The 24,940-nt window shown below is 54.6% G+C and carries 19 protein-coding genes and 2 tRNA genes; 8 read left to right on the plus strand and 13 right to left on the minus strand.

Annotation, left to right across the window (positions count from 1 at the left end):
• Positions 1-224: 224 nt before the first annotated feature.
• On the minus strand, positions 225-1,022 hold the full coding sequence (locus HMPREF2609_RS00120; protein WP_070534435.1) for an SDR family oxidoreductase: 798 nt from the start codon (positions 1,020-1,022) through the stop codon (positions 225-227).
• Positions 1,023-1,221: 199 nt separating this feature from the next.
• Positions 1,222-1,518 (minus strand): hypothetical protein, encoded by a 297-nt coding sequence (locus HMPREF2609_RS00125; RefSeq protein ID WP_037230985.1) that lies wholly within the window; start codon positions 1,516-1,518, stop codon positions 1,222-1,224.
• A gap of 538 nt (positions 1,519-2,056) precedes the next feature.
• On the opposite strand from HMPREF2609_RS00125, the gene valS reads away from it, so the two are divergent.
• Together valS and HMPREF2609_RS00140 are read left to right on the plus strand one after the other, a co-directional pair.
• Positions 2,057-4,789 (plus strand): valine--tRNA ligase, encoded by a 2,733-nt coding sequence (gene valS / locus HMPREF2609_RS00135; protein ID WP_070534426.1) that lies wholly within the window; start codon positions 2,057-2,059, stop codon positions 4,787-4,789.
• 153 nt (positions 4,790-4,942) lie between these two features.
• The gene (locus HMPREF2609_RS00140; protein WP_246825519.1) at positions 4,943-6,526 is read left to right on the plus strand and encodes an LssY C-terminal domain-containing protein; all 1,584 of its coding nucleotides are present in this window, start codon (positions 4,943-4,945) and stop codon (positions 6,524-6,526) included.
• A 77-nt stretch (positions 6,527-6,603) separates the two neighbouring features.
• Here the strand turns inward: HMPREF2609_RS00140 and HMPREF2609_RS00145 are convergent, their stop codons facing one another.
• The 9 genes from HMPREF2609_RS00145 to HMPREF2609_RS00185 all read right to left on the minus strand — a co-directional run bounded on the left by HMPREF2609_RS00145 (position 6,604) and on the right by HMPREF2609_RS00185 (position 14,260).
• The gene (locus tag HMPREF2609_RS00145) at positions 6,604-7,251 is read right to left on the minus strand and encodes a mycothiol-dependent nitroreductase Rv2466c family protein (protein WP_048751457.1); all 648 of its coding nucleotides are present in this window, start codon (positions 7,249-7,251) and stop codon (positions 6,604-6,606) included.
• A gap of 64 nt (positions 7,252-7,315) precedes the next feature.
• Positions 7,316-8,611: an ATP-dependent Clp protease ATP-binding subunit ClpX gene (gene clpX / locus HMPREF2609_RS00150; protein WP_048751527.1), complete on the minus strand. Its 1,296-nt coding sequence runs from the start codon at positions 8,609-8,611 to the stop codon at positions 7,316-7,318.
• 333 nt (positions 8,612-8,944) lie between these two features.
• Positions 8,945-9,619 (minus strand): ATP-dependent Clp protease proteolytic subunit, encoded by a 675-nt coding sequence (locus HMPREF2609_RS00155; protein WP_048751458.1) that lies wholly within the window; start codon positions 9,617-9,619, stop codon positions 8,945-8,947.
• Between the two features lie 17 nt (positions 9,620-9,636).
• Positions 9,637-10,275, minus strand: a complete 639-nt coding sequence (locus HMPREF2609_RS00160) for an ATP-dependent Clp protease proteolytic subunit (RefSeq protein ID WP_048751459.1) — start codon at positions 10,273-10,275, stop codon at positions 9,637-9,639.
• A gap of 276 nt (positions 10,276-10,551) precedes the next feature.
• Complete coding sequence (tig, locus tag HMPREF2609_RS00165) at positions 10,552-11,853, minus strand: trigger factor (protein WP_048751461.1); 1,302 nt, start codon at positions 11,851-11,853, stop codon at positions 10,552-10,554.
• A 96-nt stretch (positions 11,854-11,949) separates the two neighbouring features.
• Positions 11,950-12,024: transfer RNA gene (locus HMPREF2609_RS00170), tRNA-Pro, on the minus strand.
• Positions 12,025-12,495: 471 nt separating this feature from the next.
• A tRNA-Gly gene (locus HMPREF2609_RS00175) sits at positions 12,496-12,566 on the minus strand.
• Positions 12,567-12,647: 81 nt separating this feature from the next.
• A complete protein-coding gene (locus HMPREF2609_RS00180; RefSeq protein ID WP_048755273.1) occupies positions 12,648-13,532 on the minus strand; it encodes an Fpg/Nei family DNA glycosylase in 885 nt (294 codons plus the stop codon).
• 239 nt (positions 13,533-13,771) lie between these two features.
• Positions 13,772-14,260: a ribose-5-phosphate isomerase gene (locus tag HMPREF2609_RS00185; protein WP_048755272.1), complete on the minus strand. Its 489-nt coding sequence runs from the start codon at positions 14,258-14,260 to the stop codon at positions 13,772-13,774.
• Positions 14,261-14,296: 36 nt separating this feature from the next.
• On the opposite strand from HMPREF2609_RS00185, the gene HMPREF2609_RS00190 reads away from it, so the two are divergent.
• Together HMPREF2609_RS00190 and pepN are read left to right on the plus strand one after the other, a co-directional pair.
• Positions 14,297-14,554, plus strand: a complete 258-nt coding sequence (locus tag HMPREF2609_RS00190) for a hypothetical protein (RefSeq protein ID WP_141745247.1) — start codon at positions 14,297-14,299, stop codon at positions 14,552-14,554.
• Positions 14,555-14,709: 155 nt separating this feature from the next.
• Positions 14,710-17,259 (plus strand): aminopeptidase N, encoded by a 2,550-nt coding sequence (gene pepN / locus HMPREF2609_RS00195; protein WP_070534428.1) that lies wholly within the window; start codon positions 14,710-14,712, stop codon positions 17,257-17,259.
• Between the two features lie 731 nt (positions 17,260-17,990).
• On the opposite strand, the gene HMPREF2609_RS10835 is transcribed toward pepN, so the two are convergent.
• Positions 17,991-18,134 (minus strand): hypothetical protein, encoded by a 144-nt coding sequence (locus tag HMPREF2609_RS10835; RefSeq protein WP_168162140.1) that lies wholly within the window; start codon positions 18,132-18,134, stop codon positions 17,991-17,993.
• A 185-nt stretch (positions 18,135-18,319) separates the two neighbouring features.
• Between HMPREF2609_RS10835 and HMPREF2609_RS00200 the strand changes: the two genes are divergently transcribed.
• The 3 genes from HMPREF2609_RS00200 to HMPREF2609_RS00210 are packed head-to-tail and all read left to right on the plus strand — an operon-like array spanning position 18,320 to position 23,793.
• Positions 18,320-19,216, plus strand: coding sequence for an ABC-three component system protein (locus tag HMPREF2609_RS00200; RefSeq protein WP_070534429.1), 897 nt, complete (start codon positions 18,320-18,322; stop codon positions 19,214-19,216).
• A complete protein-coding gene (locus HMPREF2609_RS00205; protein WP_070534430.1) occupies positions 19,217-21,211 on the plus strand; it encodes a site-specific DNA-methyltransferase in 1,995 nt (664 codons plus the stop codon).
• The gene (locus HMPREF2609_RS00210; RefSeq protein ID WP_070534431.1) at positions 21,211-23,793 is read left to right on the plus strand and encodes a DEAD/DEAH box helicase; all 2,583 of its coding nucleotides are present in this window, start codon (positions 21,211-21,213) and stop codon (positions 23,791-23,793) included. Before HMPREF2609_RS00205 ends, HMPREF2609_RS00210 begins: the two co-directional genes overlap by 1 nt.
• Here HMPREF2609_RS00210 and HMPREF2609_RS00215 read toward each other — a convergent pair.
• Positions 23,777-24,475, minus strand: coding sequence for a recombinase zinc ribbon domain-containing protein (locus tag HMPREF2609_RS00215; protein WP_070534432.1), 699 nt, complete (start codon positions 24,473-24,475; stop codon positions 23,777-23,779). The two genes, HMPREF2609_RS00210 and HMPREF2609_RS00215, sit on opposite strands and share 17 nt — an antisense overlap.
• Before the next feature lie 109 nt (positions 24,476-24,584).
• On the opposite strand from HMPREF2609_RS00215, the gene HMPREF2609_RS11005 reads away from it, so the two are divergent.
• A partial coding sequence (locus tag HMPREF2609_RS11005; protein WP_210391440.1) for a DNA methyltransferase occupies positions 24,585-24,940 on the plus strand: 356 nt, incomplete at its 3' end.

The following is a 24,940-nucleotide window of genomic DNA, read 5'->3' on the forward strand; positions in this document are numbered from 1 at the left end:
TCGTGAGGGGCTTGCAATGAGAAACTGTACCACCATCCCAAAAGTGTTATCAAATATTTATTTTTACCATTACTTAATACACGTTAAAATCAGACCAATAGCGCATATATTACGAATATTGGGGGTAATCCTCAGGTTCCTCTTGAAGGAATACCAGACACTGCGCGCGAAACTTTAGTTTTGCACGCCGTGTCTGTACTTGTCCTAAATACCTCTTTAAATATCTACGAGGACCGGATGACTTTGAACTGGCTTGCCTGAGCAATCGGGCGCAAAGTCACATGATCAAGATTGATATGGTGAGGGATATTCAATGCAAAGACTACTGTCTGAGCAACGTCTTCTGCCACCAGAGGGTTCTGTACCCCGGCATATACCTTTTCTGCAGCTTCCACAGAACCCAAGCGGTTCAATGAAAATTCTTCTGTATGCACCATACCCGGGCGAATCTCAATGACGCGCACATTGTGATCAGCTTCCTCAAGGCGCAGAGCCTCGGTAAGTCCCCGAGCACCGAATTTCGCGGCGTTATACCCTGCACCTCCTTCATAACCGTTTTCGGCTGCTGTGGAGGTCAGGTTCAGAATACTCCCCTGACCGTGAGCCCTCAGTGCGGGGGCAAAGGCACGCACCGTATGTAGAATTCCGAGCACATTCAGGCGGTACATCGCTAGGTAATCATCCGGATCTCCATCAGCAACACGGTCAAGACCGATCGCTCCCCCAGCGATATTAACCAGCGCATCAAGCTGTGAGTGCTCCATCATGATCTGCTTTGCAGCTGCGTTTACTGCCGATTCATCAGTAACGTCACAGGTTATAGGATGCGCTCTGGTCTCTGCTTCAAGCGTGCGAAGACGTTCGGTACGGCGAGCAAGCGCATAAACCGTCCATCCGGTAGCCGTTAGCTGTTCAACGGTTGCGCGACCGATGCCACTGGAGGCTCCTGTTACGACGGCAACTTTACCCTCACAAGCGTTGGGGGCAAATGGATTGGCAGGAATACGAGTATTGTCTAGCATCATGAACTTACCTTTCCGCGTCGGTGGTGAAAGTCTTGTTCATCTATGATGCCATACACAAAATTATCGTATAGGAAGATAGGCAATGCGCGCTAACAGAGTCACACGCGCATCGTACATCTGCGGGATAGTAGATAGCATTATCCATTCTTCCCGCTCTCATGAACGCTCACCTTTAAAGGTGCATAACGCAGTACTTTTAGCGTTTCCGCTGGGGAAAACCCCATTTAGAACGTTTACCGTCACGGAAACCCAGACGATGCTCAAAATGGCGAGAGCTGCTGCCCGTCTTCGTAGTATCGGGAGGAACGGTTCCTGCTTTTGCTGACATGAGGTATAAAATTCCCGCTCCCGGCAAGAAAAGCACAAGCGGAAGTATCATGTGCAGACGCTCTTCGTTGTATCCGGTTCGCGTTGTTAAATGCCAAACGCAAACCGCAACGATCGCGAGATGAAGAGCAAGTACCGTCATAACAGGAGCTGATATCTCAAACATGGAAGTCCCTTGAAAAGTTTTCCTGTGTGATACTCACCAGTCTACTCTTATGCGGTATCTTGTGATAGGGAATCGAGAGATAACACACGGTGAATAGATAAATACATCACATAAGGCACGGAAACTACAGATATACCTATGGATCTTTTAGCATTTCGCTCTCGCAGCGCACGATGCAATGCTCTCTATACCCGCCGCGAGCAGCTTTGTGCTCGGGCCGAGCAAATCCGTGCAAGAACGCGTCGCCCCTGGAGCTCCGATCTACATTTCCTCTTTGGACAGACCTATCGGGACCCAAAGTTCTATCATTATTTTTCGCATCTTCCACGCCGGGAACAGCGCCGTTTTCTCGCCTCGCAACGCGAGCTTATTGCACGAGTTGAGCGTGCGTTGGCAGAGTATGAAGTACGGGCATATGCTGCGTGATGATACGTTTCTGCGCTATATAGGACATCTAGAAACGCACTTAGCGTAAAGGCGCCAACCTACGCTATGCGATACACCGCCACAGCCCATAAAGTATGAGAAAATAGCCCCTATGGCTGAAAATACTCAGGGCTCAGACTCGCCCGCACAGATTAACGTTCCTGATCGTCCCGCGCTTGAAGGCCTCGAAGAGAAACTCTCCGAACGCTGGGCACAGCAGAAAACTTACACCTTCGACGAGAACACGACGCGCGAACAGGTTTATTCGATTGATACCCCACCGCCGACCGCGTCCGGCTCGCTCCATGTGGGGCATATGTTCTCCTATACTCAAACCGACGTTATTGCCCGCTACCAGCGTATGAGCGGTAAGAATGTCTTCTATCCTTTGGGCTGGGATGATAACGGTCTACCCACCGAACGTCGCGTACAAAACTACTACGGTGTGCTGTGCGACCCTTCCGTTCCCGATAGCCCAGATTTTCGCCAGCTGATTCCGCTCAAGGCCGATGGCTCGCCCAAACCCGACCGCAGCCAAGCAAAGTGGCCACGTATTTCACGCAATAACTTCATTGAGCTATGTGAAGAACTCGCTGTTGAAGACGAGAAAGTTTTCGAGCATCTTTTCACAGCCCTGGGGCTTTCCGTCGACTGGTCCCATACCTACCGCACCATAGATGCGCATTCACGCAAAGTCTCACAGCTTGCATTCCTCAAAGACCTTGAGGCGGGTAATGCTTATATGGCGGAGGCTCCGACTATGTGGGACGTTACCTTCCGAACCGCCGTAGCGCAGGCCGAGCTTGAAGATAAGGAACGCGACGGAGCCTACCACCGTATAAGCTTCCACCGCGAAAATGGCGAAAAAGTCTGGATTGAGACTACCCGTCCCGAGTTGTTGCCTTCATGCGTGGCGTTGGTGGCGCATCCCGATGATGAACGGTATCAGCCGCTCTTCGGAACGAAAGTGATTTCTCCTCTATTCGGCGTTGAGGTCGAGGTGATGGCGCATCCGCTGGCTCAGCCTGATAAGGGGGCCGGCATCGCCATGATCTGTACCTTCGGTGATACCACCGACGTTACCTGGTGGCGTGAGTTGCAGCTTCCAACCCGAGCCCTCATCGGGCGTGACGGCCGTTTCTCCCGCGAGACTCCCGAATGGATTACCTCTGCCGAAGGCCGCGAACGCTACGAGCGCATGGCGGGCACCACCGTCTTTACCGGTCAGAAGACCGTAGTCGAAATGCTTGTTGAAACTGGCGAGATGGAGGGTGAGCCGAAAAAGATTAAACACCCCGTCAAGTTCTATGAGAAGGGCGATAAGCCCCTTGAGATCGTGGCTTCACGCCAGTGGTATATTCGCAACGGTGGTCGTGACGCCGAGCGCCGCGAAAAGCTTATTGAGCGCGGACGCGAAATCAACTGGGTTCCCTCCTTTATGCGCAGCCGCTACGAAAACTGGGTGGAAGGTCTTAACGGCGACTGGCTGATTTCCCGTCAGCGTTTCTTCGGCGTTCCGTTCCCGCTCTGGTACCCGCTTGATGCCGAGGGTGAGCCGGATTATGAGAACCCGATTCTGCCAGCTGAGGATATGCTTCCGGTGGATCCGGCCTCGCAGGCTGCCCCCGGATATTCGGAAGACCAGCGTGGTGTACCTGGCGGATTTATTGCCGATCCAGATGTTCTCGATACCTGGGCTACTTCTTCACTCACCCCGCAAATTGCAACCGGCTGGGCTACAGATCCTGAACTGCACGCGAAGACCTTCCCGATGGATCTTCGCCCGCAGGGACACGATATTATTCGTACCTGGCTTTTCTCCACCACCGTACGCGCCGAGACCCTTGCATCCTCTGTACCTTGGTATAACACCGCACTGTCGGGATGGATTCTTGACCCCGACCGCAAGAAAATGTCGAAGTCCAAGGGCAATGTTGTCGTCCCGCACGATGTACTCGATAAATACGGCTCGGATGCGGTACGCTACTGGGCGGCCTCGGCCCGCTTGGGCGCTGATACCGCCTATGACGAAGGTCAGATGAAGATCGGCCGCCGCCTGGCAATTAAACTTCTCAACGCCTCAAAGTTCGTGCTGAATTTGGGTGCTACCGAGAAATCGGTGATTACCTCGCAGTCTCAGGGGCAGGTGCTTACCAACGCGCTGGATCGCTCCTTGCTTGTGCGTTTGGCATACCTCATTGAGGAAGCAACTGCAGCTTTCGAGAAATACGAATACGCTCGTGCCCTCCAGATTGCAGAGAGTTTCTTCTGGTCTTTCACCGACGATTTCGTGGAACTCGTTAAAGACCGCGCCTACGGCGCTCGTGGCGAGACCGAGCAGGCTTCCGTGCTGGCGGCTCTCGCCACCACTCTGGATGCGCTTCTGCGGCTCTTCGCGCCTTTCCTGCCGTTTGTGACCGAAGAGATATGGTCGTGGTGGCGTGCGGGCAGCGTGCACCGCGCATCCTGGCCACAGGCTCTGCCGGTTCTTGAAGGTACATTATTGGCGGAGTATGCAGCAAACAACCCAACTGCCGGTATTTCGGCACAGTGGGTACTTGCTGATGTGAATCCCGCCCAGATTGAGAACCTCAAGCAGGTTCTTCCCGATGTCGCAGAAGCACTCGGCGGTCTGCGTAAGGCGAAGAGCGATGCAAAGGTTAAGCAGCGTACCGAGGTTGAGTCTGCTACGATTGCCGCCTCTCAGGAGCAGCTGGAGCGCATCCAGTCTGGTCTTGAGGATTTGCGGGCGGCGGGCAACGCTCGCGAGGTTTCTCTGGTGCCTTCGGAAGGCGAACTTGAAGTTCGTGATGTAGTGCTTGTTGTAGAAGAAGCTGCCGAGTAGTCTCTCTAGAACAGCCACGTTCTCACGTTGTTTCTGGATATGCCGCATGGCATATACTCGGTGCTGGAGCGAAGAATTAGGTTCTTCGCTCCAGCATTTTTTTATATGGTGGGGAACGGTTCAGCGAAACGACGCCCTATTGCGCTCCGCCCTATGGTAGCCTGTAGAATTCACATAAGCGCCGAACGCGCAAACGCACAGATTATGCAGGCAGAAGGAATCCCCATGTCACATAAACCTTCTGACATTATTCATGAGGGTGTAGCAGAAGAACATGTTAAGGCAAGCAAACCTGTGACGGTCGCGCCTCCAACATCTCCTCCAGTGTATCGGGGCGACTTTGAGTCGCGCGGCGAGCATAAGGATATTATTCCGAGGACCTTCTGGGTTGGTATTTGGGATACGGCTTTTTTCACACTGGCAGGTATAGCCTCTGTGGTGCTTACCGTTCTGATCCTGCTTAATACCGTGGGACATTCTTGGTGGGGCATTCCGATTGCACTTTCATTCTGGGCAGTCACCGCTTATTTGACGCTCCCCCGATTTCACGCGATCATGACGCGCATCTATGTGCCCGACTATTTTATTGGGCGCACCCGCACCCCGGATGGATTATTAGGCGACCCCGTCAATATCGGTATTATCGGCTCAGAAGAGCAAATTCACCAGGTGATGCAGGATGCTGGCTGGACTCGCGCGGATGAAGTCACCTTGGTTTCCAGCTGGAAGATTATTGTTTCGACAATTACCCGAAAATCCTATAGTGAAGCACCGGTATCTCCTCTCAAGATTTTTGGGCGAGTACAGTCTTTTGCGTATCAGCAGGAGGTTGACGGGAACCCGGAGAAACGCCATCATGTGCGGTTTTGGCGAACTCCGGATGGATGGCTGCTTCCCGGTGGCCATCGCGTCGATTGGCTGGCGGCAGGAACCTATGATTCAGGGGTCGGTTTTAGCTTTTTCACCCTACAGGTGACGCATCGGATCGATGCCGATACGGATTTTGAGCGTGATTATATTGTCGAGTCTATTCAGTATGCGCATCCGATCACACGGGTAGATATTCTCGAAGATTTTTCGACCGGCTACCACTCCCGAAACGGTGGTGGAGATACAATTCGTACGGACGGCGCGCTGCCTATTATCACGTTGAGCAATGAGGGCGTGAAAGACCCGCGCCAGGTTAAAGACCTAAACTTGGCGAGCGCTCATGACCTAGCTTATGAGATGCCTGCGGGTCTGCTGATAGCCTCTGTGATGATGATTATTTCAACTCTCTTAGAGCTTGCCAACGCTGTTCTGACTGTGGTTAATCATCAGGAATTACGCAGCACGGTACTCAGAAGCGATGCGAGTGAAGAAATTACGGCCTTGCTTGCTGGGGAACAGGGGCAAACATTTTTGACGGTGCTTAGCGGTGTGCTTCTTGCGGTAACTCTTGTCTTCTCTCTCGTACACCTATTTCTGCTCTGGAGTACGCTCCGGGGTTCGTCGAAGGCTCGTCGTCTGGTTCTCTTACTCCTTGCGGTGAGTTTTACAGTAACCGCTGGCGGTATTATCTGGGGGCACCAGCATATGCCATTGAGCGCGCTTTTCTTCCAGCTTGGAGTCAGTGTTTTTGCCATGCTGGGTTTCACCTCGGATGCGGCGGTCAGCTATACGGCTACACGCACATTCCATATGCGCGATATTCGCTTGCGGCATCGGGGTTCTCGGCGAAAGCAAACGAGTAACTAATTCAAATACGCATAGCTGAGCCGTTACGCTCCTCCAGAGAAAGCGTAACGGCTCAGCTATAGTACATGGTAAATCTACTACCCATCTTCACCGTGGAAGATAGGTCCCACGGTACGACTGCGCTTGAGTTCAAAGAACCCAGGATACGATGCCATTGCTACGGCGCCGTCAAAGACCTTACCGGCTTCTTCACCATGCGGTGAGGGCGAGAGCACGGGACCGAAGAAAGCTACATCGTTAATCGCAAGAAGGGGCACGCCAACATCATCGCCGACCTTATCAAGCGCCTCTGCTGTCGAGGCGCGTAACTGCGCATCGTATTCGTCGGTGGTAGCGTACTGAATCAGGTCCGCAGGCAAATTCGCTTCTTTGAGAGCTTCCTCAATAGCAGGCAAAAATTTGTCTCCTTCAGAGATATTCTTCTGATGGTGGATCTGCTCGCCCAGAGCATCGTAGAGAGCCTTCAAAACGTCGTCACCGTGGAGTTCGCGGGCGGCAGCCACTACACGGGCGGGGCCCCAGGTGTTGTCGATCATAGCGCGGTATCCAGGATCAAGCTCGCGTCCTTCATTCAGAACAGCGAGTGAGAATGGGCGCCAATGCACCTGAATATCACGCACCTTCTGCACCTCGCCAATCCAGCGCGAGGTAATCCAACACCACGGGCAGGTAGGGTCGAACCAAAAATCAACGGTTGTTGTCACGAGGGTATTTCCTTTCATCATTGTATAAGTTCAAACCTCATCGAGACCTCCAATATTCCACCAGGTTCTCACCTGCACGAATAACCTACGCAGCCTTCTTCTTGGCGCGAGTACGAGCACTCTTAGAGGACTTTTCATCAGCCTCAAGAACGTATACGGGCTCAGCACCGGTGCGCACGGTATCTTCTGTGATTACCACGGAGGTAACGTCCTGACGGTCAGGAACCTCAAACATAATTGGCTGCAGAATACCCTCCATCATGGAGCGTAGCCCGCGTGCCCCGGTCTTACGGGTTTCTGCAAGCTCGGCGACCGCGTGCAAAGCATCATCTTCAAAGATAAGCTCAACGCCATCAAGCGCAAAGAGATGCTTATACTGCTTCAGCAAAGCATTTTTAGGCTTCGTAAGAATCTGTTCAAGCTCTTCGGTGGTGAGCTCTTTCAACGTAGAGATCACAGGCAAACGACCGATTAGCTCAGGGATGATACCGTAATGGGTCAGATCTTCGGGCATGATCTGCGAAAGCGTCTGATCAGTATCCGGTGCGGCGGTCAGCTCGGCCCCAAAGCCTATACTGGTTCGATCGGTGCGGGCTAAGATCCTGTCTTCCAGCCCATCGAAAGCACCAGCGACAATAAAGAGAATATTTGAGGTTTCAATCTCAAGATTGGTATGTGCCGGATGTTTACGCCCGCCCTCTGGAGGAACCGTTGCCAGAGTACCTTCAATAATCTTCAAAAGCGCTTGCTGCACGCCTTCCCCCGAGACATCGCGGGTAATAGATAGGTTTTCTCCGCCTTTGCGGGCAATCTTATCGATTTCGTCAATATAGATAATGCCGTTCTGCGCCTTTTCGACATCACCGTCGGCGGCGTTAATAAGCCGAAGCAGAATATTCTCGACATCGTCGCCAACGTACCCAGCTTCGGTGAGCGTAGTAGCATCGACAATGGCGAAAGGAACATCAAGCTTCTTTGCAAGAGACTGCGCAAGATAAGTTTTTCCGCTGCCGGTGGGACCAATCATCAGAATATTAGATTTTCCCAGGTCTACGGATTCACCCGCAGTTGCCGAAAGGGTTCGGGAGTGAAGTACCGGATTGTTTAAGTCATGGATGCGCTTGTAGTGGTTATAGACCGCCACCGCCAAGGTGCGTTTTGCAGAATCTTGACCGATCACATAATCATGCAGATAGCTGTAAATCTCACGAGGAGTAGCGAGTTTCTTGATCTTTTTGGTCTGCGGCTTCTTTGTTTTTTGCCGTTCCTCATGCAAAATCTCGTTGCATAGTGCAATACATTCATCGCAAATGGAGACATGCGGACCGATCACAATCTTGAAAACCTGGGTACGCGTCTTAGAACAGAATGAGCAACGCATACCCGGAGCAACAGTTTTCTTGTTTTCTTCCGTACCACCGGTGTTGTCGGTGTTAGCCACGCGCCCTCTCCTTTCTACGAGTGTTTGCAAGCTATCACAAGGTGCTTGTTACCAGGCTACCCTAGTTTTTCGCTGAGGTGTGAAGACAGGCTGTCACTGTGATGCGGCGTGTCGTATTCGATGTAATTTGACAATTATGACGCTGTGTAACTTGAGGTTTTATGTACTTTTTGGGGTATAACGTATAGGTGCCGCATCCTCAATTTTGAGGATGCGGCACCTAATAGTAATCGTATATACGTTTAGACAACAGAAAGGACTACACTCATATTTCTAATCGTGCGACGTAGCAGTATTGGTAGCAGGCTTGTTAAGCTTACGCGAATCCAGTACCTTATCCACTAAACCGTATTCTTGAGCGGCAGCAGCAGTTAGAATATTATCGCGCTCGATCGAACGGTCAACTTCCTCATAGGTCTTGCCGGAGTGCAGGGCCAGGGTTTGTGCAGTCCACTCACGCATACGCATAACTTCGTTCGCGTGAATCTCAAGGTCAGATGCCTGTCCGCCTTGCTGTCCGCTTAGGGCGGGCTGGTGAATAAGCACGCGAGCATTCGGAAGAGCCAAACGCTTACCCGGGGTTCCAGCAGCCAAAAGCACTGCCGCAGCCGATGCAGCCTGACCCAAGCATACGGTCTGAATCTCGGGGCGAATAAACTGCATGGTGTCATAGATGGCGGTCATTGCTGTAAAAGAACCACCGGGAGAGTTGATGTACAGGGTAATATCGCGATCGGGATCTTGAGCCTCAAGCACGAGAAGCTGAGCCATAATATCATCTGCCGAAGCGTCATCAACCTGGGTACCCAAGAAAATAATGCGATCCTCAAATAGCTTGGCGTACGGATCTTGACGCTTATAACCGTAGGGGGTACGTTCCTCAAAGCTGGGGAGCACGTAACGGCTCGAGGGCATCTGCGGTGCAGAATCTTGAGGTAGGTAGTTCATATGTGTATTTCCCCTCTTTACTTACCCTCGGCGGTCAGATTACCGCCAGTGGATAGTGCGATGTGATCGAAGAAGCCGTATTCCAAGCCCTCTTCAGCGGTAAACCAGTTATCACGGTCATTGTCTTTCAGAATGGTCTCAAGGCTTTTACCGGTACGTTCAGCCGTGATCTCTGCCAGACGTTTTTTCATATCTAAGATGAGTTCTGCTTGAGTACGGATGTCGGATGCGGTACCACCAATACCACCAAGCGGCTGGTGCATCAGGATTCGGGCGTTGGGGGTCGCATAACGTTTGCCCATGGCACCTGCTGTCAGAAGGAACTGTCCCATAGATGCAGCCATACCGGTTACTACAGTCACCACGTCATTCGGAATGAGCTGCATTGTGTCGTAAATAGCCATGCCAGCGGTCACCGAGCCACCGGGAGAGTTAATGTACAGGTAAATATCTGCCTCGGGATCTTCAGCCGATAGCAACAACATCTGTGAACAAATTAAGTTTGCGTTTGAGTCCCTTACTTCAGACCCCAGCCAAATAATACGCTCCTTGAGCAGACGATTATAGACGTAATCTTCCTGCCCTGTGACGGGGTTCGTAGCCATAGTCGGGGTGTTATTCCCAGACCCAATAGGCAGAGGCATGTAGCTAGACATCTTCCCTCTTCTTCTCGATGGGTTTCACGCGCTCCCTACCATGCGGGCCCGTGAAAATATTCATTGCTACTACAATACCGGGTCACGGCTGTATTCGGGCGGAGTTTCGCCGTAGTTCGCCAAAGGGCGAACGTCACTCAACCCTCAGCGCATTATATCTATTTCCTCTGTTGGGGCATGTACCAAAACTTAACACAACAATGCGGGCGTGCACCGCAGGATTCTTTCCTGCACATGCACGCCCGCATCCGTTATAGGTATCTGCGGAGAGAAGGACTACTTCTCGTCTTCTTCACCTTCAGAGAGGAACTTGGAAAGGTCTACAGCCTTACCCTTAGTGTCTTTGACGACAGCCTTCTTAAGAACTTCGCCTAGAGCCTTGGAGCGGCGTACCTCGCCCACAAGCATTCCAGCCTGGCCGGAACCGTCAAGCATCTGTGCGAACTGGTTCGGATCCATGCCGTACTGCGAGCTCATGGTGATGATGTAGTTGATCATCTCATTCTGGTTTACTTCAACTTCTTCAGCATCAGCAATAGCATCAAGCACCATCTCATTCTTAAAGGCGGTCTCGGTGTTCTCACGAACTTCCTGACGGTGCTCTTCGGTATCGTGGTCTTCACCGGCTTCGGGGTTGTTGAAGTGCTGCTCCAGCTGTTCTTCAATGACCTTTTCAGGTACGGGAACCTCAATCATCTCAATGAGCTTAGCCAGCACCTTATCGCGTGCCTGTGCGCCCTGCTCAGAGACCTTGGCCTCGGCAACCTGGTTCTTCATGTCTGCTTTAAGCTCATCAACAGTATCGAACTCAGAAGCAAGCTGCGCGAACTCATCGTCAACCTCAGGAAGCTCACGCTCCTTAACAGCGGAGAGCTTCACCTTAATGGTTGCGTCCTCCCCCGCGTGATCGCCGCCGGAAAGCGTGGTCTCGAAAGTTGCATCTTCGCCCGCAGACAGACCGATCAGGGCCTCATCAATACCGTCCACCATGGTGCCGGAACCGATCTGGTAAGACAGGTCGTTTGCTGCGTCAATTTCCTGACCATTGATTTCAGCGGTGATGTCAATGGTGACAAAATCATTCTTAGCTGCGGGACGCTCAACGTTCTTCAAGGTACCAAAACGCTCACGCAGAGCTTCAAGAGCCTGCTCTTCGTCTTCTGCAGTAACCTTGATTTCGTCAACCTCAACCTCGATACCCTCATAGTTGGGAAGCTCGATTTCAGGACGAACGGTCACGGTGATGTTCAGCTTCACGTCTGCTTCACGATCGTTCACCGTGGGCTGGCTCTGCACATCAAGTTCGGGCTGTGCCAGCGGGGAGAGCTCATTCTCGCCCAATGCCTGTGAGTAGAAGTCGTTCAAGGCGTCGTTCAGAGATGCTTCGACAATGTAGTCGTAACCTGTGCGCTGCTCAATGAGCTGCTTAGGCAGCTTGCCCTTACGGAACCCAGGAACGTTAATCTGCTGAGCCAGGTTCTTATAGGTGCGGTCCAGGTAGGACTTGAACTCTGCGAAGGGAACCTCGACCTCGATCTTCGCGAGGGTCGGGTTGAGCTTCTCGACGGCGGTCTTCACGTCCGTGTTCTCCTCATATAGTCGAATGCGGCACAAGCCTGTGAACCGCAGTTGGTTACTGGAAAAGGGCGCCGCACATGCGACGCCCGCTTCACGTCGGGGCGACAGGATTCGAACCTGCGATCTCCTGCTCCCAAAGCAGGCGCGTTAGCCAAGCTACGCCACGCCCCGTGAAACGCGAATGCTTTTAGGCATTCGGTTTTTAAGTTTACCGTGTACAAGGATAAATGCCTAACATTCGAATGTCTAATTTAGAACACGAAAACCTTAAGTCTTTCTGAGGAATTATCTGAGTATAGTCATCTATTCAAGCGTATCGACTTATTCGGGCGCTTCTGCACGTCCCAGCCCTGCCAGGTTGACGCATAGATATAGACTTCTTACATTCAGGATTTGTCTCATTTTGCCGTACCAGGCATATATACAACCAGCTCTTTAAACGGTTCCCGTTTCAAACCCGAGACAACAAAAGCCCCCAATACGAAGCATCAAGGCTTTGTTATCGAAGGGATGACGAGCTGAAGGGTACGGATTCCGAGCAAACGAGGCACGAAATCCGTGTCCGTAAACGATTCCCACTTCAGACCCTCGGCATAAGGAAAACGCCCCAGTGCAAAGCACCAAGGCGTTTTATGTATACCGAGGGGATGACGGGAATCGAACCCGCGTCATCAGTTTGGAAGACTGAGGCTTTACCATTAAGCTACATCCCCGCAAGAACTAGATAAGATTACCTGCCTGTACTGGAGACTGTCAAGTTCGGTGCGCATCGTTTGCGGGGACCGTAGCTAACGCTATTTCTGGCATCCAGGGCACCAATAGAGTTTACGGCCCGCGATTTCCTCCATACGAATGGTGGTGCCGCATCGGGGGCAGGGTTCTCCGTGGTGCTGGTAAACGTAGTTAGCATGCTCAGGCCAGGCTTCGGTTTCATGGATTCCCGGGCGGTCCTTTTGTTCGGTGGTAATGATGCGGCCGACACGCACTCCGATGGTGAGCAGATGTTTGTTATCTTCCCAGAGTCTACTCAGCTCATCATCGGTGAGAGTCTTACCGGGGCGAAGAGGATCTATTTCTTGGCGGTAAAGCGATTCGGCACGAAAAATATTGCCCACGCCCGAGATAGCGGCCTGATCCATGAGGATCACGCCGATAGGCCTTGAGCTTTTGCGGGCTGCGGCATAGAAACGTTCGGGATCTGCATCGGTGTTGAGCGGATCCGGTCCAAGTTTGGCGCGTACCTGGGCAACTTCGTCTGGGTTTAAGGTTCGGCAGATAGTGGGACCAACGAGGTCAGCCCAACCGTGTTCTGAAACGATGCGGCACCGGGTAGTGCCTTTCGGCGCGGGCGGTCCGGTATATTCTTCGGCCTCCCCCGCCGTATATTCTTTTTCGCCGATCTTACGGGGTGCGCCTATGCTGGATGCGCCTGTAAAAGTTTCGTCCCCTCCAAAGCTCCAGTTGCCATAAATGCCAAGGTGCACGTTGAGGGTCAGCTCATTGTTGAAGGGCACGAAAAGATGCTTACCGTGCGCATATGCGTTGAGAATGCTGGCTCCGTCAAGAAGGGCTGCACCATCCGTATAACGCCCCTGTGGGCTTGAGACTCGCACGCTCTCCCCCGTGAAAACATCGTTGAATTGACGGGCGATACGATGTATCGAGTGTCCTTCGGGCATGGGAATTCTCCTGTGAGCGCGTGTCTGTGGTTGTATTTTGGTGCATGCGTCTGGGGTCTAAACTTTAGAAGATGCACCTTTAATACGGTACACCGCCTATCATTCGGACGGCGCCTTGGGGTGTTTCATATACCTATAAACTAAACGGCGAATGCAGCGACATTTGTTATTCCCCGATTTTTCAGGGTACGCTACCGCCGCATCCATATAAAAAATCTGTGGCTTACTGATCTACGGTGCTATGAGTCGATATGCTTACCTTCAATACGACCGGTTCGCTCGTATTCGGCAACCTGACCGATGCGGCGGGCGTGGCGTTCTTCGTTCGTCCACGGGGTGGAAAGGAAAACCTTAATAATCTCTAGTGCTTCTTCATTGCTGTGCTGACGACCACCGACCGCAATGACCTGGGCATTATTGTGTTGGCGGGCAAGAGCGGCAGTATCGTGATTCCAGGCCAGTGCGGCACGAATTCCTTCTACTTTATTAGCGGCAATCTGCTCGCCATTACCAGAACCGCCTAGGACGATGCCCAGCGAGTCAAGCCCCTGATCACGATCTCGTTTAACGGCAAGGGCGGCGTTAATGCAGAAACTTGGGTAATCATCCAGCGGATCGTACTCTTGGGGCCCGTGATCAATCATGTCGTATCCTGCGGCGGTGAGCTGTTCGATCAGGTATTGACTCGTCTCAAGACCTGCATGGTCGGTGGCGATATGTACGCGCAAGGGGTTCTCCTGATGGTGTTCCGTGGCGCTCACAGCGTGGATATTTATATCTTTGCAGTGAGTGGTGGACTGGCTTCCCGAAATGTGCACGGCGATAGTCGTCTCTATTCTGGGCGCCCTCAGCTGTTGTGTCTCTATAACTGTAGCGAATTTAAACTTATTCCTGTAACCGGTATCGGGGCAATGGCAGGTATTATTTCGGCACATATTTTTCTGCCCACACCTGCCCTTACCATCGGCACGTATTTTGCGCATGTGATGAGTAATAATGTGCTCTCTGACAGGATGCGTTAGACTGTGGTACTAGGCACTTTTTGCCGGGGCACATACACATATCTGAATTTGTCTGATGCCTATATTCTTGAGCTTGGTTTTGCACTGTTTCTCCTGGTAGGTCCGCTGCAAAACGCTACAGGAAGATTTATAAACACATATCGAGAAAGGGAATCATGCCCGGTCTAAATTTAACCCGCGATGAGGCGATTGAGCGTGCGGGAGTTATTAAGCGGGTTCACACCTACCGTGTTGATCTCGACCTTCGCACAGACAAAGATGTTTTCTCGTCGATTGTTGAGATTCGGTTCGATGCTGAGCCTGGCGCATCCACGTTTATTGACGCTATTACCTCTCAGGTAAATTCGATTGAGCTAAACGGCGAGCGGCTTGATCCTGCTCTTGCCGATGGGGAGCGCATTGCTCTGCCGAATCTTGCAGCGCAGAATGTTCTGAAGATCGATGCAGAGATGTTCTATACAAATACCGGTGAAGGTTTGCACCGTTTTGTGGACCCGGCGGACGGTGAAATTTATCTGTACTCACAGTTCGAGGTTCCGGATTCTCGCCGTGTTTTCCCTGTATTTGAGCAGCCAGATTTGAAGGCCGAGTTTGAGTTCAGCGTGCGTGTTCCTTCGCACTGGGTTGTGGTTTCTAACCAGCCCGAGGTGAAGATTGAGCCCAAGGACTGCGGTTGCGGTCGGGCACAAACATGGTATTTCAAGCCTACTCCGCGCATGTCTTCGTACATTACAGCCATCGTGGCGGGCCCGTATGAGAAGGTTACGAGCGAACTGACGAACTCTGAGGGGCGTGTTATTCCGCTGGGTGTTTACGCGCGTAAGTCGCTGATGCCCTATGTGGATGCGGACGATATTTTTGAGCTGACTCGCCAGGGCTTCGAGTTTTATGAGGAGCAGTTCAAGACGCCGTATCCTTTCGAGAAGTACGATCAGCTCTTCGTCCCCGAGTTCAATGCGGGTGCTATGGAAAACGCAGGGTGCGTAACCTATCTTGAAACCTATGTGTTCCGTTCCAAGGTTGCAGAGGCGCTGCGTGAGCGCCGCGCCATTACGATACTTCACGAGCTTGCGCATATGTGGTTTGGTGATTTGGTCACCATGAAGTGGTGGAATGACCTGTGGCTGAACGAGTCATTTGCCGAGTTTATGTCTACACTGGCTGCGGCTGAGAATACCCGCTACGCACAGGAAGCATGGGCTACGTTCTCTGCTTCGGAGAAGACCTGGGCGTATAGGCAGGATCAGCTCTCCTCAACCCACCCAATTGTGGCTGAGATTCGTGACCTTCATGATGTTCAGGTGAACTTTGACGGCATTACCTACGCGAAGGGCGCATCGGTGCTGCGGCAGATGGTTGCGTGGGTTGGTCAGGAAAACTTCATGGCGGCCTTGAAGAAGTATTTTGACAAGCACGCTTGGGGTAACACGGTTCTTGACGACTTGCTGGTCGAGCTGGAAGAAACTTCCGGCCGTGATGTACGCGCATGGAGTGCCAAGTGGCTTGAAACCGCCGGGGTAAACACACTTACGGTCGAGGTCGCCGATGATGCCGAGGGCAATATTACTTCTCTGGGTATCCGCCAATCCTATGCTGCCGGTTATGAAACGTTGCGCCCGCATCGTGCAGTTATCGGTTTCTACGATCTGACAGACGGAAAGCTGACTCGCACCGACCGCATTGAGCTGGATATTGACGGCGAACTGACCGAGGTTGCCGAGGCTGTAGGCAAGAAACGCCCCGACCTGATTCTGCTCAATGATGAAGATTTGGCGTTTGCCAAAGTTCGCCTGGATGAGCGTTCTATTGATACTGCGGTGAAGTATCTGGGCGACATCGACTCGTCGGTAGCTCGCGGCGTGGTCTGGGGTTCCCTCTGGGATACCGTGCGTGACGCCCAGATGCCAGCGCGGCAGTATGTGGAATTTGTGCTCAATAATATCGGCAAAGAGACTAATTCGACTGCACTGCGAACCCAGCTGGGTAACCTCTCCATCGCTCTGCGTTCCTTTGTTAATCCTGAGTTTAGGGATGAAACTCGTGAACGTGCCGCCGATCGCCTGTGGTCGTTGGCTTGCGCCGCTCAGCCGGATTCAGACTCGCAGCTGCAGCTGGTTCAGGCGTTCGTTAACCAGACCCGCACCGCTGAACAGTACGAGAACGTACAGCGCCTCTTCGACGGGTCGATCACCCTCGACGGCCTGGAAATTGATACGGACCTGCGGTGGAACCTGCTGTGCCGCCTGGCAACCGGCGGGCGGGCCACCAGCAAGCAGATTGCGGCCGAGCTGGAGCGCGATAACACCGCGAACGGCCAGCAGTATGCGGCGCAGGCGTACGCATCGTTCCCCACCGCCGAGGCTAAGGCAGAGTACTGGGAGAAGATCATGGTGACCGGTGAACTGTCGAACATGATCCAGCGGTACGCCATTGCCGGGTTTAAGGCTGGCGAGAAGGAACTGACCGAGCAGTATATTGAGCCGTACTTTGAGCTGGTTGAGGGCGTGTGGCGTTCCCGTTCGCACGAGATTTCTTTGCAGATTATTAGCGGCATGTACCCCTCAGAGCCGACCGCCGAGCTGCTGGAACGCACCGAAACTTATTTGGCGTCATTGCCTGAGGACGCGGCGGCGCTGCGCCGGCAGATTGCGGAAGCGCGCGACGGCGTGGCTCGTGCCCTGAAGGTTCAGGCGGCTGATATTTAACCCCGACACGGCACCCTCGCAGAGAAATTTTGGGGCTGAAAACTCCTAAACGTTCTTCCCCAAAAAGTGCCGTAGAAATAACGGGTTACCAACGCTAAACCCCTCACTCCCCCACTCTTCCATGAAGAAAAACCTGGGAGTGAGGGGTTTAACGTGCGCGTTATTCTATTAACGGTTCCTGCCAATAGAATCCTGGACATCTGCCATAATAAAAGAGTTTTATCCCCTTTTAGAGGAGCATAATGTCTGCGCCGACATACTATGATCGTTCACATGTGCAGGGAGAGTTAAACCGTTTCGCCCACCAGTGGCGGCAGAAACTCAACCAGCATAAGAGCGCTTCTAGAAAGAATTTTGAAATTCGCTGTCGGGCAGGTCAGGGACAGGTAGGTCGATGGTGTTGCCCCTGGGGGTCAGGTACGGGACGGTGAATTGCTTGTTGAATGCCACGTGAGGGCTTCCCTTCTTGCGAAGGGAGACCTCGTTGAGGGCAACCGACGAGAGACCGTGGTGTTAAGCGCAAACAGTGACGGGCACCAACCCGACCCGGGGTGAACCCGGATACAGGTGGTGCCCGTCAAGCGCTCAACGGAGGTCTCCCGAATACGGTTGAAAAACGCATGCGGGTGTAGAAGTGAGACGGCCGGCCGGTGACCGGTCCGGATCTGGCCGCCACGAAGGTGGAGACTGTCCTGCCGGATGACGTCTGGCCGCCAGGACAGTCGTGAGGGCTACTTGCCCTTACGCGGCTTGGCCTGAGCCAACGCCGAGGCTGCGATCGACTTCATCTTGGCCGAGGTGCGACCGTCGCGCAGCAGTGCCGACGCCTTCTTGGCGACCGGTCGAGACGTCTGCTTCGTGTTACGGGTTCCCATGTCTCTTCTCACCTCCTCGCGCCACGTTCGTGTACTTGCTGTTCAGAAACGTGCACATCGAGGTAGAATCGACATATCTTCATCCGAAGAACTGCACTCGGCTTCTGAACCTGTTTTCACGGTAGAAAAACGAGTCGCTAACACATGAGACGAGACAAGACGACAGAAGACGGAGAGGAGACGAGATGGCAGCATCTTCTGACCCCCGCTATGCGCTGGGCGCTTTCTGTCAAACCGTCCACCCCTTCATGTCAGGCGTCGCCCGGACAAAAACTGGCTTCATGATGGACTTCTTCGACATGGTGATGGATCAGGAAACTGTCTTTATCGAAACGTCCGCGCACGAAAAGAAGAGAAAACCGGGGAAGACATCGATTGCAGCCGAAGTGTGGGCTGGGATTAACAAGACCGACCTTGTGCGATTCTTCAACGGGCAAAGAAAGCTGCCTGATTGGAAGGCCAAAGACTTCCATCTTCATCTCGACACGAGCAAGGTGGAACAACTCTGTGACCCTATCGGGATCGACGCGCTCGTCACGTTCCAAACACAGCTGATGATGGCCAACATCAATGTGCAAGATGTAGGGCAAATCCCTTCAGCTGTGGGTCAATGGCTGAAAGCGATCCTGTGGGAAAATAGTAAGGATCGGGATCTGCTTGCCGACGGTTTTGCCCCGCAGCCGCAACTGGACTTGTTTACCAACCTGCCGTTAGCCGAAGGCAGGATTAGTGGTGGCAAGCTTCATTTGGGGACTTCTTCGCTGCCGTGGAGTCCCGCCCCGAAAATTCCTGACTCGCCTGACCCTTTGCTCGAATCCGGTTACACCACACAGATGTACGCTGCTCTCACGGAACACCTAAGAATCTCAGTCACTGATATCAGTGACCTACCGGATCAATACCAGAAGGTGTTTTCTCGACAGCGTGGGCATTTCTGGGATGCGGAAGGGGTCCGTCGAAACCTCCGGGATCTCATCTCCACTGGAGAGCAGGAGTTCTCTGCGATGAAGGAAGACCTGTTCGACGGGGTCGTCGAAATCTGCGAGGTCGTCCCCACTGACACGAAGGGAGAAACCGACTAGATGACCGCTCAACGCCTGCAGCTCACCTGGTACAACAAGGACAAGGCTCTCATCCCCACTGAGACCGGGAAGTACGGCTACACGTGGGTTGACCCCTCTGATCCGCGCTACTGCGAAACCCACACCCTCGTGCTGGACGACTACGTGCAAGGTGCGCAGACACCAAAGTCTGATGATTTTGCCTACTCCGAACGAGCCGACCTTGAGCCCCAGGACGACAACTTGCTCATTTTGGGCGAATCCGGCGATGTGCTCGAAGCCCTCACTAGAGTGCCCGAACTAGCCAAGAAGTATGTGGGTCAGGTGAAGCTGATCTACATTGATCCGCCGTTTAACACCGCGCAAACATTCGCCAGTTACGAGGACAACCTAGAGCACTCCATCTGGCTGACCATGATGCGCGACCGGCTGCTCCACATGAAGAAGCTGCTTGCGAAAGATGGATCAATCTGGGTGCACCTGGATGATGTGGAGGCGCACCGTATGCGCCTCCTCATGGACGAGGTGTTTGGTGCGGGGAATTTTCAAGCAGAAATTGTTTGGCAAAAGGCTGACTCCCCTCGGCGTGGTTTGGGTTTCTCGGTGGACCAGGATTTCATTATCGTTTACCGCCGTAGCGAGGCCTTCGAGCCAAACACGGCTCTTCGCACAGCAGCCGACAACGCCCGCTTCTCTAATCCGGACAATGACCCCCTCGGACCTTGGTGGGACGGTGACCCATCGGGTAATCATGGCGACGGCTCGGGAGGCATGTGCTATGCGATCCAGAACCCCCTGACAGGGGAAATGATGCGCCCTCCTAAAGGTGCCAGTTGGCGATATTCGCAACAGCGCATTCTTGACGGCTTGCAGGGGTGGGTTCCGTATCGGCTGGAGAATCTTCATGACGCTGATTGGCGTGCCAGCAATGAGGGAGTACCTAGAGATAAGGCGTCCGATGATGTGTGTGCGCTAGTTTTGGATGTTCCACTCGATGAAGCACGTAAGCGGGTGGCCGCACGACGCATTTCAGGCGATCCGCTCCCGGAGATTCTGATCCGTTCGACGGGAGGAATCGGACGTAAGGCGTATATTCCCACCGAGGGAAACAATCCTCGCACATGGTGGGAAAACAAGGATGTCGGCCACAATCGCGCTGCCAAGTCCGAGCTGAAAGCTCTGTTTCCAGCATTGACGCCATTTGACACTCCGAAACCGGAGCGTCTTCTGGAGCGGATTCTTCACACCGGCTCCAGTCCTGGCGACATCGTGTTGGATGTGTTCGGCGGCTCTGGCACCACCGCTGCAGTTGCTCAGAAGATGGGTCGGCGTTGGGTCACGTGCGAATTGCTGGAGTCGACGTTCACCACGTTCACGCGTCCCCGTCTGGAGAAGGTCGTCAACGACCAAGACCCTGGTGGAATTACGCGCACGAAGGGCGAACGGGTCGACGCGACGGAAGACGGACTTCCTGATGGAGTCTCGCCGGAGGACGCCGCGAAATTCACGAGCGTGCTCAACAAGCTGATCAAGGACGACCCGGAACTAAAGAAGAGCGTCGAGGTGAAGACACTGAAGGCTGCATCGAAGACCAGACGCACGAAGGAAGTGGTGAACTGGCGTGGTGGGGGCGGATTCCAGGTGGCCCACCTTTCGCCTGCGTGTTTCGACTACACCCCTGAACTGGACCGGGTGATGCTAACGGCGGCCGCGACCGGACAGGCTCTGATCGAGTCGGTGGCTGCCAACCTCGGGTTCACACTGTTGCACCCGAACGATGACTACATTTTTGATGCCCGCCATGGCAATGCCTTGCTGAAGGTGGTGGAGGGTGTCGCCACGACCGAAATCGTCGACTGGCTGGCCTCCCAAGTTCAACCCGGAGAGACGATCGTGCTAGCAGCAACCACCGCGATGGACGGGGTCCGCCAGCATCTACGCCGTGCGGTGAAGGGGTCGCGGGTGGTCACATTGCCCGATGATGTGTTCCGTTACAGCGAGGGTGGTGACCAGTGATGGCGACCAGGCTCAACATCAGTTTTGACTCCGACATGCTGGAGTCGATCAGTGCCGAGTTCGACCTACGTGCTCCGAACAAGGAAGCACTGCGCCAGCTGGTTTTCACTCTGGACGGCGACTATGACCCAGCCGTGATGCAGGTGCTCAACCTAGCCACCGGTGTGGGCAAGACGTATCTGATGGCCGCCTTCGTGGAGTATCTGCGTCGCCAAGGTGCCGGTAACGTCGTGATCGTCACCCCGGGCAAGACGGTGCAGGCAAAGACCGTGCAGAATTTCACGCCGGGCTCGCCCCGATACATCACTGGATCGGCTGTGCCACCTGAAGTGGTGACCCCGCAGGACTACTCTGCTTGGGTGGCCCGTCAAAACGGCCCGGCTCGGCTCGCGTTCGGCCGTGAAGTGCCAATGCTGGCGTTTATCTTCAACATTCAGCAGCTCATCGCACCGAAGTCCGAAGACGGGGACACCCACGGTGGTACCCAGGACGCGATGCGCCGTAAGCCCCGCCGGTTTGATGAGAACGCTGGTGTGCTCTTCGACTACCTCAAGGGTCTCGATGATCTGGTTGTGCTCGCCGACGAATCCCACCTGTACGGGGCCAGTGCGGTCGCGTTCAATGCAGCGTTGAAGGAACTCGATCCAGCAGCGGCGATCGGGTTGACCGCGTCGGTGGACAAGGCCACCGATCACGTCATTTACGAGTACCCGCTCTACCGCGCCATCCAGGACAAGTATGTGAAGGCCCCGGTGTTGGCGTTCCGCAAGACTGGATATGGCACCGATGAAGCCTCTGAGGAGCAGCAGTTGCGTGACGCGCTGCAATTACGTGCGCTCAAGCAGGCCTACTATGACTCGTACGCGGCTTCCCAGAACCGCGATCATGTGAACGCGGTCGCTTTCGTGGTTTGCTCCGATGTTGAGCATGCCACTCAGGTCGCCGAGCTGCTGCGCACCCCGGAGTACCTCGGCCGGGATTCGGCTGTGCTGCAGGTGGACTCCAAGCACGAGGATGAGTTGACCCAGCGTCGCCTCGACGAATTGGACCGACCCGAATCGCCGGTGCTGGCGGTGGTGAGTGTGAACAAGCTCAAGGAAGGCTGGGATGTCAAGAACATCGCGGTCGTCGTGACGTTGCGGGCGATGGCTTCTGAGGTGCTCACTCAGCAGACGATGGGGCGCGGGCTGCGGCTGCCGTTCGGCCGGTATACGGGTGTGTGGCAGATCGACCAGCTCGACATCATCGCCCACCAATCCTTCACCGAATTGTTGAACGCCGAGAACGTGCTGCAGCAGTTCGGATTGGACGAAGCCGTCCCCGAACCCGACAAAGCCAAGGTTGAGGAGGCGATCCGCAAAGCCGCCGAACAATCCAACACAGATGCACGCACAGACGCGACCGGCGGTCAACCATCGACTACGACTGTTCCGGGGCCTGGTGCTGGTACCGGTGGTGAGGGAACCGGTGGCGTAGAACCTCAGCCGGGCACCGTTCCCGTCAACGGTGGTGACGAAGATCTGGGTTTGCCCGGTGTCGGGGTTCGTACCATCACCGAGCAGGAGGATCAGCCCACCTGGGAGTTGGTTTCGATCGGACGGAACCCGAGCTTTGCTGACGTGTCCTACCGATTCCCGGTGACGACGATGACTGTGCAGCAGCCGCCCATTGACCTGTCAGAAATCAGTGACGCCGAGATTGAGCAAGCGGCGCGTCGGGTCACCTCTGCTGGGGACGTGCTGCTGCGCAAAGAGATAATCGCCGCCCTAGGCAAGAAACTCCGGGCAGAGGATCGAGAAAGCGCCGAAGTCGACTCCGTCCACGTCGACGACGCCGACGCCGAGGAGGCGCTGGTCAAACTAGTGATCAACATGTCGCTGGTGCCCAAAACCGAACAGACCGCCCGCTACGTCGCCACGTTCCTGGTGCCGAAGTTCATGCGTGCCGTGACGTTCACCGGCTGGACCGTCAAATCCCTCGACTCCGCCCGCGCCGAACTCCTAGCGCTGATCAAGAACTACACAACCGAGACACTGCGAGCCACCCGCGAGGTGCCGACCATACACCCCAAGTCGATGCCAGGCACCGGCTACACGCTCCCGTTGGGTGAGAAGGTGCATAACCAGATCGAGAGTCGTGACCAGTTCGTGCGAGGCCGGGTCTACGGCGGCTGGTTCAAGTCGCTATTCGCCGAGGAATCCTTCGACTCCTTCACCGGCGAATACCAGCTTGCTCGCCTGCTCAACACGTCGCCGGGGATCGTGTGGTGGCATCGGTTGCATCCGCAAGACCAGGCGTTCGTGTACTACAACGCGAAAGACCGCTACTTCCCCGACTTCGTGGCCTTGGACACCAACGGGGTGCATTGGATCATCGAGGGCAAAGACGAGCGCGGCCGCGATGACGCCAGGGTGCAGGCCAAGCGTAAAGCTGCCGAGGCGCTGGTGCGCCGGTTGGTGGCTGAGGATGCCTACGCCGGTCAGCACTGGGGCTACCTGATCGCCTACGAGCAAGACACCGCCCGTGCCGACTCGTGGGAAGACCTGAAAGCCTTCGCCAGCCCGGTCAGCAACGCCCTGTAGCTGCGAGTTCGCCTGGGCGCATCACGGGGCTCCAGCGTTGCGGGAGGTCGAGCGTGACGGCCTCGCCGGTGATGAACACGAATCCGAGCCTGCCATCGGTGAGCATGCAGCCGCCCTCCAGCACGGCAAGGAAATCCGGGATGTGGAGCGCAAGCTGCGTCGGCGATTCGGTCAGGAGCTTGTCGATCGCCGTGTGGAGCGTCGATGGGCGTCGCTGCACACCCGTGGCGCACAGGCTGTCCACGGCCTGGTCAACCGCCGCGCGGTTGCGCCCAGCAAGCACCTGCAACGCCTCGGCCATCTTCACTAGCAGCACCTCCTGGTAGAGGTGGCTGGTGGTGCAGGTGCCGCGCTTGACGTAGTTCGTCGGACACTCCCACACGTCGACCCGGTTCGGGGTACCGGAGTGCCAGGTCTTGTGGCCGAACGGCCGTCCGCAGTCGCCGCAGACGATCTTGCGGGACAGGCGCTTGCCGAAGGACTTGTAGCCGCGTGGGTCGACGCGGGTGCCCAGCCACGGCAACTCGCGGTCTGCAATGCCGAGAGCCTCGGCGGCGTGGCGTTGGGCGTGGAATGCGTCCATCCACTCGACGGTGTGCCCGGCGGCGAGATTTTCGAGAAGGAAGCTGGCCAACCGGTAGGTCAGTCGGGCTTGGACTGTTGCGAGTTCGGGGTATTGCATGGTGGCGGCTCCTGTCTTTGCGTCACGTACATACACGCTCTGATCAGGGCTAATAGCAAGTCGTAAACGGCGATACCTTTTAGCGCTTGCCGAACTTTTTGGCGCTCCGTTGTCAGCCACACCCGTCGTGGTTCACGTCGCCCGGCTCCACCTCCCGATTGCACCAGATGCCGAAACCGCACTGCCCGAATATGCGGCTCGACGGTCAACAATAAGGCGCGTTTTACCTAGTGGGGAGCGGGTTTCGCCCCATCTGCGTCATCCGCGCACCACAAACCCCTGTATCCACTTCGATACGGTCTGCGATCCGGCGTGCGGCTCTGGGAACTTCTTGCAGGTTGCGTATATGCAGCTGCGTGAGCTTGAGACCCGTGTGCTCACTGAGATTCACCGTCTTGAGGAGTCGGGCGGCTTTACGCTGGATGCGTCTTTGAGCACGCGCCTTTCCATTTCGCAGTTCCACGG

It is taken from the genome of Rothia sp. HMSC058E10 (assembly GCF_001809415.1).
Lineage (GTDB): Bacteria > Actinomycetota > Actinomycetes > Actinomycetales > Micrococcaceae > Rothia > Rothia dentocariosa.